Source organism: Cognatishimia activa, from assembly GCF_017798205.1.
GTDB classification, from domain to species: domain Bacteria; phylum Pseudomonadota; class Alphaproteobacteria; order Rhodobacterales; family Rhodobacteraceae; genus Cognatishimia; species Cognatishimia activa_A.
Genome location: NZ_CP060010.1, coordinates 2,986,971 through 3,002,556, shown reverse-complemented (window position 1 = coordinate 3,002,556; position 15,586 = coordinate 2,986,971). Strand labels below are relative to the sequence as shown.

Here is a 15,586-nt window from a genome sequence, read left to right as displayed (position 1 = left end):
TTTTTGTTACATGCCTTGCCGCGCCAGTTGACACCAGAACGCGATGCCATGCGGGATCGCCGCATCATTAAAGTCGTAGGATGGATTGTGAAGTGGCATCGCAAAGGCCCCTTCGGTGCCATTGCCCATCAACACAAAAGCGCCGGGGCGATGGGTGAGGAATTCCGCGAAATCCTCAGAAAACCCGACCCGCCCATAGGCGTCATTCAGCTCTCCGGTCTGGCGCGCGGCGGCTGACAAGGTTTCGGTGGCGCTTGGATCATTCACCAAAGGACGGAATGAGGTGGAATATTCGACCTCAACTGACGCCCCATAGGCGGCGCTTACACCGCTCGCGATCGCGCGCATTCGGGTTTCAATAAGGTCTGACACCTCTTGGTGAAACCCGCGGCAATCGCCTCGCAAGGAGACGTTGCTCGCTAGGATATTGCGGGCGCCGTCGGTGATGAACTCGGTGACTGAGACGACGCCATGGTCCTTGGGCGAAAGCGCGCGCGACACTATGCTTTGAAGTTGCTGCACAATTGCCGCGCCAACTACGATGGGGTCCACGCCTTTTTCTGGCATAGATGCATGGCCGCCTTGGCCTTGAATGCGGATCTCGAAGTTGTCTTCAAAGGCGCAGAAAGGACCAGGTTGCGTGGCGAAATGCCCGAGCGCCATGCCGGGCATATTGTGTAGGCCATATATTTCGACCATTGGAAAGCGGTCAAACAGGCCATCCGCGATCATCGCGGCTGCGCCATTGCCGTTTTCCTCATCCGGTTGAAATATGAAATGGACCGTGCGGTTGAACGCGGAATCCTGCGCGAGCTCCAGCGCTGCTCCCAATAGCATCGTGCTGTGACCGTCATGGCCGCAACCGTGAAATTTCCCTTCGAGTTGAGAGCGATAGGGGAGGTTTGTCGCCTCGGTGATCGGCAGCGCGTCCATGTCGGCGCGAAAGCCAATAGCCGTCTCTTCAGGCCCGCGCCGCAGTGTGGCGACCAGGCCGGTTTTGCCAACGCCGTAGGTGACCTCAAGCCCAGCCTTCTCAAGCACTTCACCGATCACTTTCGGCGTGCGCATCAAGTCAAACCCGGTTTCCGGGTGCGCATGCAAGTCTCGGCGAAAGGTTTTGAGGTCGAGCATCGAGAGAGCTCCGTTCTAAGGCAAGATCCTCAAAGTCTGCCCCAGCACGCAGGTGACGTACAAGCCTTGCTAGCGCTTGATGACCTCAAATGTCAGAACGCCGTCAGCCTCAGACTGCGCCGCCAGTACATGGCCGTTTTCATTGCAGAAATGTGGGACGTCGACGATAGCGGCCGGATCATCCGCCAAGAGGCGAATGCGCGTGCCAGTGGCCAGCGGCTGCATTCGTTTGCGCAGGCGCAGAACGGGCAGGGGACACAGCAGCCCGATAGCGTCGATTTCAAAGATATCGTCAGACATGCCCCGCAGTAGCTCAGATGTTTCAAAGCGTCCACACCCTTGTGACAGCTTGTCAGGTGACCTAGGCGCATAGATCGCCTATGTCGGGACTATGTTCGGAATCGAAATCATAGACGCAGCCCTGCTGCCCGCCATGATCGTCGCGCTTTTGGCCGGCGTTATGTCTTTCCTCAGCCCCTGCGTGCTGCCCATTGTGCCGCCCTATCTGGCCTATATGAGCGGGGTTTCGGTCACCGATCTGTCAGAGGGAAAGGCCAAGAACACGGCACTCATGCCAGCGCTTTTCTTTGTGATGGGGCTGTCGACGGTGTTTTTGTTCCTTGGGTTCACAGCCTCGGCCATTGGCTCGCTATTTTTGCAATATCAGGGCTGGTTCAACACGCTGGCGGGCATCCTCGTGATGATCTTTGGCGCGCATTTCATTGGCATCTATCGCATCGGTTTCCTTGATCGCGAAGCGCGTATTGATGTGGGTGATCGCGGTGGCAGTTCCTTTGGTGCCTATATCCTCGGCCTGGCGTTCGCCTTCGGCTGGACGCCCTGCATTGGTCCTCAACTGGGCGCGATCCTGTCGATTGCCGCGTCTGAAGCCTCTGTGACGCGCGGCACGCTGCTGCTAGCGGTTTACGCGATGGGGCTTGGTATTCCGTTTTTGCTGGTCGCAGCCTACTTGCCGCGTCTGACGGGGCTCATGAGCTGGATGAAACGTCATATGGAACAGATCGAGCGCGTCATGGGGCTGTTGCTCTGGACCATCGGCCTTTTGATGCTGACGGGCGGATTCTCGGCCTTCTCCTATTGGTTGCTCGAAGCATTCCCGGCCTTGGCGCTTGTGGGCTAAGCATGTAGTCTGATCTCAACGCGCCGCCAAACAGGTGCAAGAGAGCAGACCATGGGTGATCAGACCTCTGAACCGATCAAAACGCGCCGGGTGTTTTACATTCCAGGCTATGATCCGATTCACCCGCGTCGCTACCGCGAGCTTTATCGCAAAGAGAGCAAAGCGCAGGGCGAGATATCTGGCTATGAGGTCGCGCTTGCTCCGAAAACCACCGATGGGCCTTATGGCTGGCGGGTGGACAGCCAGATTGAGGACATCGAAACGCAGACGGATTTCGAAGTGCTGGTCTGGTCTGACATCGTGCGTGGCAGCATGGATCAGGGGATCTTGGCGACCTATGGGCTGCTGATCCGCACGGCCTGGACCTATATCGCGACCGGGGCCCTGTTTCGCCTGATGCGCCTACGCAAGGGGCCGGTGATCGCGGCGCTTTATCCGGTGGTGTTTTTGCTGGTGCAACTGCAACTCGCGTTGCTGGCGGGCTATGGGCTGTTTCGTTTGGTCGGGATGTTCGCGCCGTGGTGGGCGGGGCTGGCTGGCTTTGTGATTGTGCCGCTTTTACTCAATTGGTTCAAAGCGCGTGACAACAAGTTTTTCGCCTATTACCTCATGCATGACTACGCCTATTCGGCCTCGACCAAGGGCAGCAATCCACCCGAGCTTGAGGCGCGGATGGCTGAGTTTGTGGATCATATCGCTGAGGCTCTTAAGAGTGACGTGGATGAGGTGTTGGTCGTTGGGCATAGCTCCGGCGCACATCTGGCGGTCTCGGTGATCTCGGATCTTTTGCGGGCAGGGCAGGTCAAACCAGACGGTCCCGTATTGTCTTTTCTCTCGCTGGGGCAGGTCGTGCCGATGGTGAGTTTTCTGCCAGAGGCCAAACGCCTGCGTATGGATTTGAACTATTTGTCGACACGCGAGGATGTTTTTTGGCTAGACGTCACGGCCCCCGGCGATGGCTGTGCCTTTGCGCTTTGTGATCCTGTGTCGGTGACTGGCGTCGCCTCTGAAGGCAAGCGCTGGCCGATTGTGATTTCGGCGGCTTTTACCCAGACGCTGAGCCCCGCCCGATGGAAGGCGCTTCGGTGGCGGTTTTTCCGGCTGCATTTTCAGTATCTTTGCGCATTTGATCGGCCCAAAGACTATGATTATTTCCAGATCACGGCAGGCCCCAAAACCCTGCGTATGCGGTTTGAGGGCCGCAAAGCCTCGCGGTCTCGGATCGAAGAGCCGGTCAATAAATTCACGGAGATGGGCTGATGGAGATGCCTCCTAAGCCCCCGGCGCGGCCTGATCGTGTGTCTTTGATCCAGTATATGCGACTGTTTAAAAAGGATCTTTTGTCGGCCCAACCCGCGCGGCTCTATCGAGCGTGGATGGCTGAATTTCGCACGCCGTTTTTTCGGTCGTATCTGTTGAACCAGCCTGATCTGGTGAAAACGGTCCTCAAAGAACGCCCCGATGATTTTCCTAAATCGGGTCGAGTTGCCGAGGGTCTGCGCCCGTTGCTTGGGGACTCTGTGTTCCTGACCAATGGAGAGACGTGGAAGCGCCAACGCCGCATTATTGATCCGGCCTTTGAAGGTGGTCGCCTGCGCGAGATTTATCCCGCGATGTATGAGGCTGCTGAGGCTTCGGTCGCGCGGCTCAAGGCGCGGGTCGGAGAGCCGATTGAGATCGAAGAAGAGACCAGCCACGCGTCGGCGGACATTATCTTTCGAACGCTGTTTTCGATCCCGATTGAAAACGAAATTGCGACGCAGGTTTTCACCCAGTTTCGCGACTATCAACGCAGCCAGCCGATCCTTAACATTGCGGCCTTTGTGCCTCTGCCGCGCTGGATGCCGCGGTTTTTTGGGCGCTCGACCAAATCCACGGCCCGCGAAATTCGCCGTTTGATCACGCAATTGACCGAGGAGAGATCGGCAGAGATCGAACGAGGCACGGCACCTGAGGATCTGGCGACCAAAATCATGACCACCAAGGATCCTGAGACGGGCGAGACATTTACCCCGCAGGAAATGGTCGATCAGGTCGCGATCTTTTTTCTGGCAGGGCATGAGACCTCTGCCTCCGCGCTGGCCTGGACGCTCTATCTGATGGCGCTTTATCCAGACTGGCAGGAGCAGGTGGCCGAGGAAGCGCAGGCATTGGACGGCACTGAGTTTGGGCAGATCAGCAAGCTCAAGATTTCGCGGGATGTGTTCCGAGAGTCCCTCAGGCTCTATCCGCCGGTACCAATGATGGTGCGGCAGAATACCTGCCCTGAAACGTTCCGAGAGCGGGATATCAAGCGCGGCAGTCAGATGGTTCTCAGCCCTTGGCATCTGCATCGCCATGAACGGCTGTGGGAGAACCCTGATGGGTTTGATCCGACCCGTTGGGGCACGGACAACGGCAAGCAATGCATGCGCGAGGCCTATATGCCGTTTTCCAGCGGTCCGCGTGTTTGCACGGGGGCTGGGTTTGCGATGGTTGAGGGGGTCTTGATGCTGTCGATGATCCTCAAGCATTTTCGGATTACGCGGGTTGAGGGGCGTGATCCGGAGCCTGTGGCGCATCTGACGGTGCGGAGTAAGGATGGGATTTGGCTGACGTTGCAGCCGAGATGAGGGCTTTGCCCTCTTTGCCTTTGGCAAATTCACCCAGGATACTTGGGCAAGAGAAAAAGCGCGGCCCCGTTAAGAGCCGCGCTGGGTTGGTTTATTCTTCGTACCACCAGGTGACAGGCATCCAGTCGACGCCATCGCCATAGATTGGGAAGTCGGTGGAGAACTTCATGGTCTTGTCATGTGCAATGCGGCCCACGGTGAAGTTCCAGAAGGGGATCACGTAACGGCCTGCGGTGAGCACGCGATCCAGCGCGCGGGTGGCAGCGACAAAATCATCCTGCGTGCGGGCTGTCAGCATCTCGTTGATCAGCCCGTCGATGGCTTCGGATTTCACACCCATCCAGTTGCGCGACCCTTCGGTGTCCGCCGCCGCTGAGCCCCAGTAGAGATTTTGCTCATTGCCCGGCGACAGGGACAGGGACCGGCGGTAGTAGGTCATGTCAAAGTCAAAGACGGTCTCGCGCTCTTTGTATTGCGCGTTGTCCACTGTGACGACGGTGGCTTTGATACCGAGGCGTTCCAGCGCTTTGGCGTAGATGTCGGCCACGGCGCCCGCGTCCTGGAAGCCGCTGCCGGATTGTTTCATCAGGATTTCAAAGGCAAAGGGCTCGCCATTCGGTTGGGTCATGACGCCGTTTTCGACGGTGAAGCCTGCGGACATCAAGAGATCCATCGCTTTGGCCACATTCGCGCGGTTACGCTCGGAGCCGTCAGAGACGGGCAGGGTGTAGCCTTCGATCGTGCCTGCTGGCACGCTTCCGGCATAAGGCGCGAGGTAGTCGGCCACGCGGCCTGCGGCTGGGCCGTCCTGTTTGGACAGAACCGAGTTGCTGAAATAGCTTGTGATGCGCGGCTGGCGGCCTTTGGTCATCGCGTCGTTGACGAATTCAAAGTTGAACGCATGCATCAAGGCATCCCGCACGCGGATATCATCAAAGGGCGCGCGGCGGGTGTTCATCACAAAGCCGGTGATACCCGAGGGTTTCTCATGCGTGATTTCCGATTTCACCACATCGCCCGCTTCGGCACGGGGGAAATTGTAGCGGCTCGCCCAGTTCTCGGCATTGAACTCGCGCACAAAGGAAACCTCGCCAGCCTTGAAGGCTTCAAAAAGCACATCGCCATCGCCGTAGTGTTCGATCTGGATCGTGTCGAAGTTATTTGTGCCGCGCCGTAGGGGCAGATCCTTGCCCCAATAGTCGGGATTGCGGGTCAGGGTCACATAGCGGCCCGCTTCGAAATCTGTCACCACATATGGAGAACTTGTGATGGGAATATCTTCAAGCGTGGAGTCATTGATGTCGCGACCGTCCCATTGTGCCTTTTGCAGGATCGGGCGCAGGCCGGCGATCAGGGCGAGCTCTCGGTCGTCCACGTTGAAGGTGAGACGGACAGAGCGGTCTCCGGTTTGCTCGATGGAGCCAATCTTGCCCCAGAACCCGCGATAGCGTGGGTGGCCGACGGTGCCCAGCGTTTCAAATGACCAGATGACGTCGTCGACCGTCACAGGGCTGCCGTCGGAAAACTTGGCCTCAGGGCGAAGAGTGAATTCGACCCATTCGCGGTTCGGGCCGGTTTCGATGGTCTCGGCAAGCAGGCCATAAAGCGCAAATGGTTCGTCGCGGTTGCGGCCCATCAGGCTTTCAACCGCAAAGAAACGCAACTGCCACGGGACTGAGCCTTTGCGAATGTACGGATTAAGCGAATCGAATCCCCCGGTATTGGCTGTGACGATTCGGCCACCTTTGGGCGCATCGGGGTTCACATAGGGGAGTGAGACGAAGTCCGGACCCATTGCAGGCTCGCCATACATGGCAATCCCATGTTTTGGCTCTGCAAATGCGCTCGGAGCCATTAAAACAAAGGCGATCGCCGTTGCTTTCTTAAGGAACGCGCTGATTTTCACTGGTCGCATTGGTTAAACAATCCCTGTTTGCCTTTTATGATTGATGCCAGCCTACATGGGATTCCAGCCATATCAAACTTTTAGCTTGGACTCTCAGCCGGAGATTGCTTATAAAGAGGGCACTGCTCGATAGGTTTCTTGCCTGTATGAAACCTGCCTCAATAACTTTACGCCCGCTTCGTGCGGGCGTTTTTTTTGGGCCCGAGGTCTGGCAGCGCCTTTTCCCCGTAGGACTACCCGGTCGCGAAATTGCGACTTATGTTGCGCGTGCAAAGTGGTATGTTGCATCTGCGAAATCGTGAATGACTTGGGTATGAGGAGAGCTGCCATGAGCTTGAACGGAAAAACGGCTGTAATTACAGGGTCCAATTCAGGCATCGGCCTGGGCGTTGCACGCGAGTTGGCGCGCGCGGGTGCAGATGTGGTGCTGAACTCGTTCACCGACCGCGATGAGGATCATGCGCTTGCAGCAGAGATTGGCAAAGAGTTCGGTGTGACCGCCCGCTACATCAAGGCGGATATGTCCAAGGGTGATGAATGCCGTCAGCTGATCGCCGATGCGGGCAAATGCGATATCCTTGTGAACAACGCAGGCATCCAGCACGTCGCACCCATCGATCAATTTCCAGTAGAAAAATGGGACGCGATTATTGCGATCAATATGAACTCTGCCTTTCACACAACGGCCGCGGCTTTGCCTTTGATGCGCGAGGCGGGTTGGGGCCGGATTGTGAATATTGCCTCGGCCCATGGTTTGACTGCCTCGCCGTTTAAAGCGGCCTATATTGCAGCCAAGCACGGCGTGGTGGGCATGTCCAAAACCGTGGCGCTTGAAACCGCGCAGGAGCCGATCACCTGTAATGCGATCTGCCCGGGCTATGTGCTGACCCCGCTGGTGGAGGCTCAGATTCCTGACACGATGAAGGAATACAACATGAGCCGCGAGGATGTGGTGAAGAACGTTATGCTGACGCGTCAGCCGTCCAAAGAGTTTGCGACTGTGGAGCAATTGGGGGGCACGACGGTTTTCCTCTGTTCAGATGCCGCCGCGCAGATCACTGGCACGACGATCTCTGTGGATGGTGGCTGGACCGCGCTTTAGAGCGCGGTTTTTGGATATTTTTGGCAAGAGAAAGACTAGGCCGTGGTGTGCATAAATCTGGCATTGCAAGGAGGCGGGGCACATGGCGCCTTTAGCTGGGGCGTGCTGGATGTGCTGCTGCAGGTGCCAGGGGTGGAGATTGCCTCGGTTTCCGGCACCTCTGCGGGGGCGCTAAATGGCGCGGCTTTGAAGTCCGGATTGGCGCTTGGGAGCCGTGCGGCGGCTTTGGACAATCTGGAGTGGCTCTGGTCCAAGATGGGCGCTTTGTCAGGTGGCGGGTTTACGGATTGGCTGGCCGGGTTTGAAGCCGACACGATTGCGCAGGGTCTGGAGTATTCACCGGGCTATGTGATGAGCGATCTGGCCTCGCGGTTTCTCTCGCCCTATGCCTATGGGCCGTTTTATAGCCATCCGTTAAAGCCTTTGATTGAGTCCTTTCACTATGACCGGATTTGTGGCGAGGCCGGTCCTGATCTGTTTGTCTGTGCCACAAATGTGCGCACTGGGAAGGCAAAGGTTTTCACGGGCGGTGATGTGTCGATTGATGCGATCCTGGCTTCGGCCTGTTTGCCGACAGTGTTTCAGGCGGTTGAAATTACGGATCCTGAGAGCGGCGTCACGGATGCTTATTGGGATGGGGGCTATACCGGCAATCCGGCGCTTTGGCCGTTGTTTCGCAAGGATCTGCCCGACGACATCGTCATCGTGAATATCAACCCGATTGAACGCAGCGAAACGCCGAAAACGCCGGCGCAAATCCAATCGCGGATGAATGAGATCAGCTTTAACAGCTCGCTTCTGGCCGAATTGCGCGCGATTGCCTTTGTGAAGCGGATGCTCGCGGAAGGTTCGCTTCAGCAGGGGCAGATGAAGGACGTGCATGTCCATATGATTGCTGATGATGAACTGATGAACGATCTAAGTGCCGCGACCAAGATGGTGCCGATCCCCTCGATCCTCACGCGTCTGAAAGAGGCCGGTCAGCGCGCGGCGATTGCGTTTTTGGATGAGAATTTCGACAAGCTGGGCAAATCCAGTTCGGTCGATCTGCGCGCGATTTACGGCTGATCTGACGGTGGCTGGGTCGGGTCTGCGCCGTTGGGGTAGACGAGGCCTGCCGAGATCACGAGTTTCGCTGCGTCTTCGACCGACATATCCAGTTTGATCACGTCTTTTTCAGGGAAAAACAGCAGAAAGCCTGAAGTCGGGTTCGGCGTTGTGGGCACAAAGACGGACAAGAGCTGGTCGTCCTCTCCCGCGGCACGCTTGTTGATTTCGCCTTTGGCTGAGGTCGAGACAAAGCCAATCGCCCAGATGCCTTTGCGGGGGTATTCGATCAGGCAAGCCTCTTCAAAGCTGCGATCAGATTGCGCGAACACGGTTTCGGCGATTTGTTTGACGCCCGAATAGATCGAGCGCACCACAGGCATCCGCAGAACCAGATTTTCCGCATAGCTGATCAGCGAGCGGCCAATCAGGCCCTTTGCGATCCAGCCCACCAGAACGGTGAACAGCAGGAAAATAACGACGCCGACGCCGCGAATATTGATGCGTACGTCTTCGCCGATCCAGCGGTTGTACATCTCATCGCCGATGACCCAGCGCACGAGGTTATCAGGTTGGTAGAAATCTGGCACGAACGGCAGAACAAAGCTGTCGACCCAGCCGATGAACGTCCAGAAGAGCCAAATAGTGAAGCCGACAGGCATGATCACAACAAGGCCCGTCAGGAACGACGACCGCAAACCGCCGATCAGGCCGGGGCGCTTAGGTTGATTTGGGTCGTCAAAAGGCGTGGTCATTCGGATCGCTCGTGGGGCTTTCTTAAGCTTTAGCGCTAAATAGGCAGAATCTTAAGGGGCTTCAATAACGCAGGGTCACTTGGTCCCGGATCGTGCTTATTCCGCCGATAGGCTGCTGATTTCCGTGGCAATCTTGGCCGCGACGCGGGCGTTGTTCAGGACAAGCGCGATGTTGGAAGTCAGGGATTTGCCCTCGGTCGTCTCAAAGATTCGCGACAAAAGGAAAGGTGTGACGTCCTTGCCTGCGATGCCCTGCGCGCTTGCTGCCTCGGTGGCCTCTTTGATGATTGGGGCGAGGGTCTCGGCGGCGATCTCGTCGGCCTCTGGGATGGGATTTGCGATCAGCTGGCCACCGGGCAAGCCCATCTGCGCGCGCATCACATAGGCTTTGGCGATCTCCACAGGGGAATCCAAGCGAAGAGGGGCTGGAAGGCCGGATGAACGTGACCAGAAGGCAGGAAAGTCGTCTTGGCCAATAGCGATGACCGGCACGCCCTGGGTTTCAAGAACCTCGAGCGTTTTGGGGATATCAAGGATGGCTTTCGCGCCCGCGGCCACAACAGAAACAGGTGTTTGCGCGAGTTCCATGAGGTCGGCCGAGATATCAAAGCTCTGGTCTGCACCTTTGTGGACACCGCCGATGCCGCCTGTTGCAAAGACGGAAATACCCGCAAGATGTGCTGCGATCATGGTTGCGGCGACGGTCGTGGCGCCATTGCGGCCAGCGGCCATACAGACGGGCATATCGGCGCGAGATACTTTCATGACGTCTTTGGCTTGTGCCAATTGTTCCAACTGTGCGTCGGTGAGGCCGATCAAAAGCTCACCGTCCAGGATTGCGATGGTTGCGGGCACGGCCCCTTCAGCGCGCACGGTGGCCTCAACCTGCCGCGCCACTTCGACGTTTTGCGGATAAGGCATGCCATGGGTGATGATCGTGCTTTCCAGCGCCACAATCGGTTTGCCCGCGGCCTTGGCGGCTGCGACGTCCTTAGACAGGGTGAATAGGGTCATTTAGGGGTTGCCTCCAGAGACATAGATCGCCGCGGATTGTAGCGCGCGGGACAGGGCGTCTTCGCGGGACGCTCCGGTTTTTTCAGCAGCAATATGCGCCGCCATAAAGGTGTCGCCTGCGCCGGTGACACGGGTCACAAGGACTTCGGGCGGGGTTTGGCTTAGGATGCCGTCATTGGTGCCGTCGCTGCAATCCTTGCCGCCATCGGTGACAAGCGCGCGTTTCGCACCGCGCGACAGGAGCGCTTCGGCGGCGTCGCGGCTTGAGTCGAACTCTTGCTGACAGAGCAGCCCGGCTTCTTCGAGGTTCACATAAAGCGTTGCGCGGGTGTGGTTGAGGAAAGGTACTAGGCGTTCGGCTTTGCCGGGGCTTGCCGGGGCGACACGCAGGTCGGCTTTGGCGAAGGCAGGGCTGACGGCGATGTTTTCCAGCAGGCGCTGGGTGAGATTGCCATCCAGCGCGATGTATCCGTCATAGGGTGCGTCATCGCTGCCAAGGGTGCCGTCCATCAGTGGGCGCAGGATCTTGTCTCCTGCGGCTTCTAAGGAATGCGCGTCCGCGATGGCTGCGATCAATCCGTTCGCGCCTTCGACCGCCATATAGCTGTCGGTTGGCAGGTCGTCTGAGAGATAGACGAAATCTGTGCCCGTCCCGAGTTCTTTGCAGGCCTGCAAAAGTTCCTCACCCTCCGCGTCACGCCCGATGGAGGTCAGCAAGGCCGGGCGCATGCCAAAACGGCTGAGGGTCATGGCGATATTCATCGCAACGCCGCCGGGCAGGCGGGTGATGCGGCCTGCCACATCGGAACCTTGGCGCATATGCACGGGCGCGCGGCCAATGATGTCCCAAAGGACCGAGCCGATACAGAGAATGTCGTGTGAACTGTTCATATGTTGCTTGTCGCGAGAAACGCGAGCCGGTGCAAGAGCCTACCGCGGCACGGCAAATGTTAAAGCCGCCCAAAGCGTTTCCCATTTGACCGTCTTTGGCGCGGCAACGCGGTCCAGCGTTTTCTGAGCGGGCGCACGAAGCACAACGGAATCAATGAGATAGCGGTGACCTGCAAGAACTGGGATTGTGGCCTTGCCGTCTTGATCACTGCGCAAAAGCGTGATCGTCACTTGGCCTTCAGGGTCCATTTGAAAGACTTCTATCTGAGCATCCGCTCGCGTCGCGCCCTGATAGAGCAACTGGACGTCCAAACCATCCGAGACGTCGGCAGTATAAGGGTTCTCAAGCGCCACGAATTCGGTCGCCATTCCCATGGCTTGATCCTGCCCCGCGCCGGATCCAATGGCGACAAGAGCCTTTGCGTGGCGGCTGTAGGCTTCTTTGAACGGGTATTCCATCGTGGCAAGATCCACAGGCAGATCCTTGTGGTTCACGAAATCCGCGAACTTTTCAGGTTCCCGATAATTGACCGTAGAGGGCGCGGCCTCGGTGATCAGAACCATCAGCCCGTCCTCGGGTGCGATTTGTGTGATCGCAGGGACATCGCCCAGTCGACCCCCGATGGGAAAAATCATATCGCTGATCATCGCTTCGGCGCGGTCGACGCGTTTGTCAAACCACGCGAGCGTGCCGCCACGAAATTCCTGCCCATTTACAAAATCCGCTTGGATATTTTCCCCAACTTCGACTTGATATTTTTCCGGAGCAATCCAAAACTCATGTGCAACGGCCGCCGGAGCGGCGAACAACACAGACTGACAGATCAACAGGGCAGCAATACGCATGAAATTTAACTCTTTTACTTCACTGATTAAGCTGAAGCTATTGGCGGTATTGTCAATGCTCATGGCGATCACCTTTGCGCAAGCGCATGAAACCAATCCAACGATTGCGGATCTTTCGGTCGAGGGAAGTGCTTTGACGCTAGAGCTGCGCCTGAACGCCGAGGCGTTTTTGGCGGGGATCGATTTGTCGTCGGTGTCAGACACGGATGATGCGGCGGAGGCTGCGGATTATGACGCGTTGCAAGCCTTGCCCGGATCCGAGGTTGCGGAGCTGTTTCGCGCGGGAAGTGCTGCGTTTCTGTCTGGCGTCACGGTTGTCGCCGACGGATCGCCAGTTGCCCTGAGTTTGAGTGACATCCAAGTCAGCGCCGAGGCCGTTCCCGAGGTCGCGCGGTTGGGGCTTGCTGTTCTGAGTGGCGAAATCCCTGCGAATACCCAAGCAATCACAGTGGCTTGGGGCGACACCTACGGAGACCTCGTTCTGCGCCAGCAAGGCGTCGAAGCGCCTTTCACGGGGCTACTGGCCGGTGGGCAGACCTCCGAGCCGATCCAGATTGGAGGCGGCCAAGAGCTGAGCGGGTGGCAGACTTTTGTCGCCTATATCCCTGTTGGGTTTGATCACATTCTTCCAAAGGGTCTGGATCATATTCTGTTCGTCTTGGGGCTGTTCTTCTTTAGCCTGCGTATGGGGCCGCTGCTGTGGCAGGTCACGGCCTTTACGGCTGCGCATACCGTCACATTGGCGCTTGGCGCGCTTGGGTGGGTGGTTGTGCCTGGCAGCATTGTCGAGCCGATCATTGCGGCCTCGATTGTCTATGTGGGGATCGAGAATGTGAGGACCACAGAGCTGACCAAGTGGCGGCCGATCGTGATCTTTGTTTTTGGCCTGTTGCACGGGCTGGGGTTTGCTTCGGTGCTCGGAGAGTTTGGCCTGCCAGCAGGACAGTTCATCCCAGCCTTGATCGGGTTCAACATCGGCGTAGAAGTCGGTCAGCTGACCGTGATCGCTCTGGCGTTCCTGGCCGTTGGGCTCTGGTTTGGCCAAAAACCATGGTACCGCACCATGATCGCAGTGCCTGCCTCTATGATGATTTCAGCGATTGGGATCTATTGGGTGATTGAACGCACTCTGCTTTGAGTGCGACTTTCACGTCTGGTTGTAAGGGTTTGAAGTAAGGGGATAAACCCTCTTACTTCATGCAGTCTATGAAGGCTTGCAATTGCGCCGCCGGATCCTCGGCCCGCCAGATTTCTTCGCCAATGCCAAAGAAATCTGTGATCGGTGCGAGCGTGCGAATGATCTCGGAATTAAGGTCGCCTTCGGCCACGACCGGCACTTCGATCATCTCTGACCACCATGCGAATAACTCTGGCTCGGCGATGCTGCCGTCGCCCAGAGGGGCCGACCCCACAGGGCCGAAGGCAACGTAGTCCGCGCCACTTTCTCCGGCAGACATACCGTCGTGGCGCGAGGCCCCGCAGAAAGATCCGACAATCGCGTCATCGCCCAGATCCTTGCGGATTTTGCGGATGCTGCGCGCGCCGTCCAAAAGATGCACGCCGTCCAGCCCAAGACGTTGGGCCAGCAGAACATGCTCGCTCATGACCAGAGCGATATCGCGCGGATAACAGACCTCGCGGATTGCGTCTGCCGCGCGGCTCAGGCGGTCTTCGTCGCGGGTGGCCAGTGCGACACGGACGCAAGCGATCTCGTGGGAATCCAAGACCTTGGCGAGTTGATCGGGGTAGGTGCTCAGTTCAAACTCTGGCGGGGTGATCACATAGATCTGCGGGAGGTCTTGCTCGGCCATGACGCGTCTTTCCGTTCTGTTTCGGGCTCTATAGCGTGGATTTTGCGGCTTGGCTATCCAGCTCTATTTCGCGGGCATGGCCCCGACGTAGGCCTGCGCGAGCGCAAGCATCTTGAGGCGACGGTCATCGTCGCCAAGAAGGTCATCTTCGACATCGATAAATCCTGCCATGGGACGCCCTGTGAAATCCATGGGACGCGCGCCCTCAATGGCGAGCGCCTCGGCCTCCAGCTCTTTGCCGACCCGGAACATACCGCCGTTCTTGTGAACGCCGCAGAGCATATTGCCATTGAGCATAAAGCAAAGCCCGCCAAACATGCGTTTCTCGGTGATATTGACCGTGTGCGCTAGATCTTCGCGCAGGATCTCTACGAGGCCTTCATCGACTGCCATGATATCTCCTTTGTCTGCGCCTGTGGCTAAGCCTGAGTTTTGAGTATTTTTGGCAAGAAGAAAAGGGCGTGGGTTGTTTGCACCCTTTGGCCACGCTAAGAGCAGGCGGATTTTGACAGGAGAGCCTGATGCCAAGTGAAACCCCGCAACCGGTCATGGTTTTGGTGCGCCCGCAGATGGGGGAAAACATCGGCGGGGCTGCGCGGGCGATGTGGAATTTCGGGTTGGACCGGATGCGGATCGTCAATCCGCGCGACGGGTGGCCGAACCAAAAGGCGATTGCAATGTCCTCAGGGGCTGGGCGTTTGCTGGATGAGGCGCAGATTTGTGGCTCGACCGCTGAGGCGGTTGCGGATTGTACTTATGTCTTTGCCACGACCGCGCGGTCTCGGGACTTGACGGTGCCGGTGATGACGCCGGAGCATGCGATGAATGTGGCGCGCGAGAAAATCGCGGCGGGGCAGAAGGTTGCGGTTCTTTACGGGCCAGAACGGGCAGGGCTAGAGAATGACGATATTGCCTTGGCAAATGCGGTCATCAATGTGCCTGTGAACCCGGAATATGCCTCGCTTAACCTGGCGCAATGTGTCTTGTTGACGGCCTATGAGTGGATGCGTGGTGCGGCGGACGTCGCGCCTGAACGCATGTCGATGGCCGGCAGCGATTGGGCCAGTCAGGGCGACGTCGACGCCTTGGCGCGCCATTTTGAGGATCGTTTGGATGAGGCAGGGTTCTTTTTCCCCGAGCCCAAAGCCGAAGGTATGAAGATCAATCTGCGCAATATGTGGTCGCGTTTTCCGATGACGCGTGCCGATATTCAGATGCTGCATGGAATGATGCGGCAAATGGTGCGCTGGAAAGACCGCAAAGACGATTGAGCGCACTTGAAGCCCCTCGCGCGTCGACCTACTCTCTGGCGAAATAAGATCAGTTGAGG

Annotated in this window: 16 protein-coding genes; 7 read left to right on the top strand and 9 right to left on the bottom strand. The window is 57.6% G+C overall.

Annotated features, from left to right (window positions below; translation table 11 throughout):
* Positions 1-6 precede the first annotated feature (6 nt).
* Both HZ995_RS14875 and HZ995_RS14870 read right to left on the bottom strand, forming a co-directional pair.
* On the bottom strand, positions 7-1,131 hold the full coding sequence (locus tag HZ995_RS14875; protein ID WP_209356436.1) for a M20 aminoacylase family protein: 1,125 nt from the start codon (positions 1,129-1,131) through the stop codon (positions 7-9).
* A 69-nt stretch (positions 1,132-1,200) separates the two neighbouring features.
* Complete coding sequence (locus HZ995_RS14870) at positions 1,201-1,431, bottom strand: sulfurtransferase TusA family protein (protein ID WP_209356435.1); 231 nt, start codon at positions 1,429-1,431, stop codon at positions 1,201-1,203.
* Positions 1,432-1,522: 91 nt separating this feature from the next.
* Here HZ995_RS14870 and HZ995_RS14865 point away from each other — a divergent pair, with 91 nt between their 5' ends.
* The 3 genes from HZ995_RS14865 to HZ995_RS14855 are packed head-to-tail and all read left to right on the top strand — an operon-like array spanning position 1,523 to position 4,884.
* Positions 1,523-2,272, top strand: coding sequence for a cytochrome c biogenesis CcdA family protein (locus HZ995_RS14865; protein ID WP_209356434.1), 750 nt, complete (start codon positions 1,523-1,525; stop codon positions 2,270-2,272).
* A 51-nt stretch (positions 2,273-2,323) separates the two neighbouring features.
* Positions 2,324-3,532 carry a hypothetical protein gene (locus tag HZ995_RS14860; RefSeq protein ID WP_209356433.1) on the top strand — a complete coding sequence of 403 codons (1,209 nt, stop codon included), beginning with the start codon at positions 2,324-2,326 and terminating at the stop codon, positions 3,530-3,532.
* Positions 3,532-4,884 carry a cytochrome P450 gene (locus HZ995_RS14855; protein ID WP_209356432.1) on the top strand — a complete coding sequence of 451 codons (1,353 nt, stop codon included), beginning with the start codon at positions 3,532-3,534 and terminating at the stop codon, positions 4,882-4,884. The genes HZ995_RS14860 and HZ995_RS14855 overlap by 1 nt, the downstream gene beginning before the upstream one ends.
* Positions 4,885-4,975: 91 nt before the next feature.
* Here HZ995_RS14855 and HZ995_RS14850 read toward each other — a convergent pair whose 3' ends face one another.
* Positions 4,976-6,799: an extracellular solute-binding protein gene (locus HZ995_RS14850; protein ID WP_209356431.1), complete on the bottom strand. Its 1,824-nt coding sequence runs from the start codon at positions 6,797-6,799 to the stop codon at positions 4,976-4,978.
* A gap of 319 nt (positions 6,800-7,118) precedes the next feature.
* Here HZ995_RS14850 and HZ995_RS14845 point away from each other — a divergent pair, with 319 nt between their 5' ends.
* Positions 7,119-7,892 carry a 3-hydroxybutyrate dehydrogenase gene (locus HZ995_RS14845; protein WP_209356430.1) on the top strand — a complete coding sequence of 258 codons (774 nt, stop codon included), beginning with the start codon at positions 7,119-7,121 and terminating at the stop codon, positions 7,890-7,892.
* Between the two features lie 45 nt (positions 7,893-7,937).
* On the top strand, positions 7,938-8,960 hold the full coding sequence (locus HZ995_RS14840; protein ID WP_432417978.1) for a patatin-like phospholipase family protein: 1,023 nt from the start codon (positions 7,938-7,940) through the stop codon (positions 8,958-8,960).
* Here HZ995_RS14840 and HZ995_RS14835 read toward each other — a convergent pair.
* The 4 genes from HZ995_RS14835 to HZ995_RS14820 all read right to left on the bottom strand — a co-directional run bounded on the left by HZ995_RS14835 (position 8,951) and on the right by HZ995_RS14820 (position 12,445).
* On the bottom strand, positions 8,951-9,694 hold the full coding sequence (locus tag HZ995_RS14835; RefSeq protein ID WP_209356428.1) for a DUF502 domain-containing protein: 744 nt from the start codon (positions 9,692-9,694) through the stop codon (positions 8,951-8,953). The genes HZ995_RS14840 and HZ995_RS14835 overlap by 10 nt on opposite strands.
* Before the next feature lie 96 nt (positions 9,695-9,790).
* Positions 9,791-10,708, bottom strand: coding sequence for a pseudouridine-5'-phosphate glycosidase (locus HZ995_RS14830; protein ID WP_209356427.1), 918 nt, complete (start codon positions 10,706-10,708; stop codon positions 9,791-9,793).
* Positions 10,709-11,599 carry a PfkB family carbohydrate kinase gene (locus HZ995_RS14825; protein ID WP_209356426.1) on the bottom strand — a complete coding sequence of 297 codons (891 nt, stop codon included), beginning with the start codon at positions 11,597-11,599 and terminating at the stop codon, positions 10,709-10,711.
* A 39-nt stretch (positions 11,600-11,638) separates the two neighbouring features.
* The gene (locus tag HZ995_RS14820) at positions 11,639-12,445 is read right to left on the bottom strand and encodes a DUF4198 domain-containing protein (protein WP_209356425.1); all 807 of its coding nucleotides are present in this window, start codon (positions 12,443-12,445) and stop codon (positions 11,639-11,641) included.
* On the opposite strand from HZ995_RS14820, the gene HZ995_RS14815 reads away from it, so the two are divergent.
* Complete coding sequence (locus tag HZ995_RS14815) at positions 12,444-13,583, top strand: HupE/UreJ family protein (RefSeq protein ID WP_209356424.1); 1,140 nt, start codon at positions 12,444-12,446, stop codon at positions 13,581-13,583. The two genes, HZ995_RS14820 and HZ995_RS14815, sit on opposite strands and share 2 nt — an antisense overlap.
* 52 nt (positions 13,584-13,635) lie before the next feature.
* Here the strand turns inward: HZ995_RS14815 and HZ995_RS14810 are convergent, their stop codons facing one another.
* Both HZ995_RS14810 and HZ995_RS14805 read right to left on the bottom strand, forming a co-directional pair.
* Positions 13,636-14,256, bottom strand: a complete 621-nt coding sequence (locus HZ995_RS14810; protein ID WP_209356423.1) for a thiamine phosphate synthase — start codon at positions 14,254-14,256, stop codon at positions 13,636-13,638.
* 63 nt (positions 14,257-14,319) lie between these two features.
* The gene (locus HZ995_RS14805) at positions 14,320-14,649 is read right to left on the bottom strand and encodes a TfoX/Sxy family protein (RefSeq protein WP_209356422.1); all 330 of its coding nucleotides are present in this window, start codon (positions 14,647-14,649) and stop codon (positions 14,320-14,322) included.
* Between the two features lie 128 nt (positions 14,650-14,777).
* Between HZ995_RS14805 and HZ995_RS14800 the strand changes: the two genes are divergently transcribed.
* On the top strand, positions 14,778-15,527 hold the full coding sequence (locus HZ995_RS14800; protein WP_209356421.1) for an RNA methyltransferase: 750 nt from the start codon (positions 14,778-14,780) through the stop codon (positions 15,525-15,527).
* Positions 15,528-15,586: the final 59 nt, after the last annotated feature.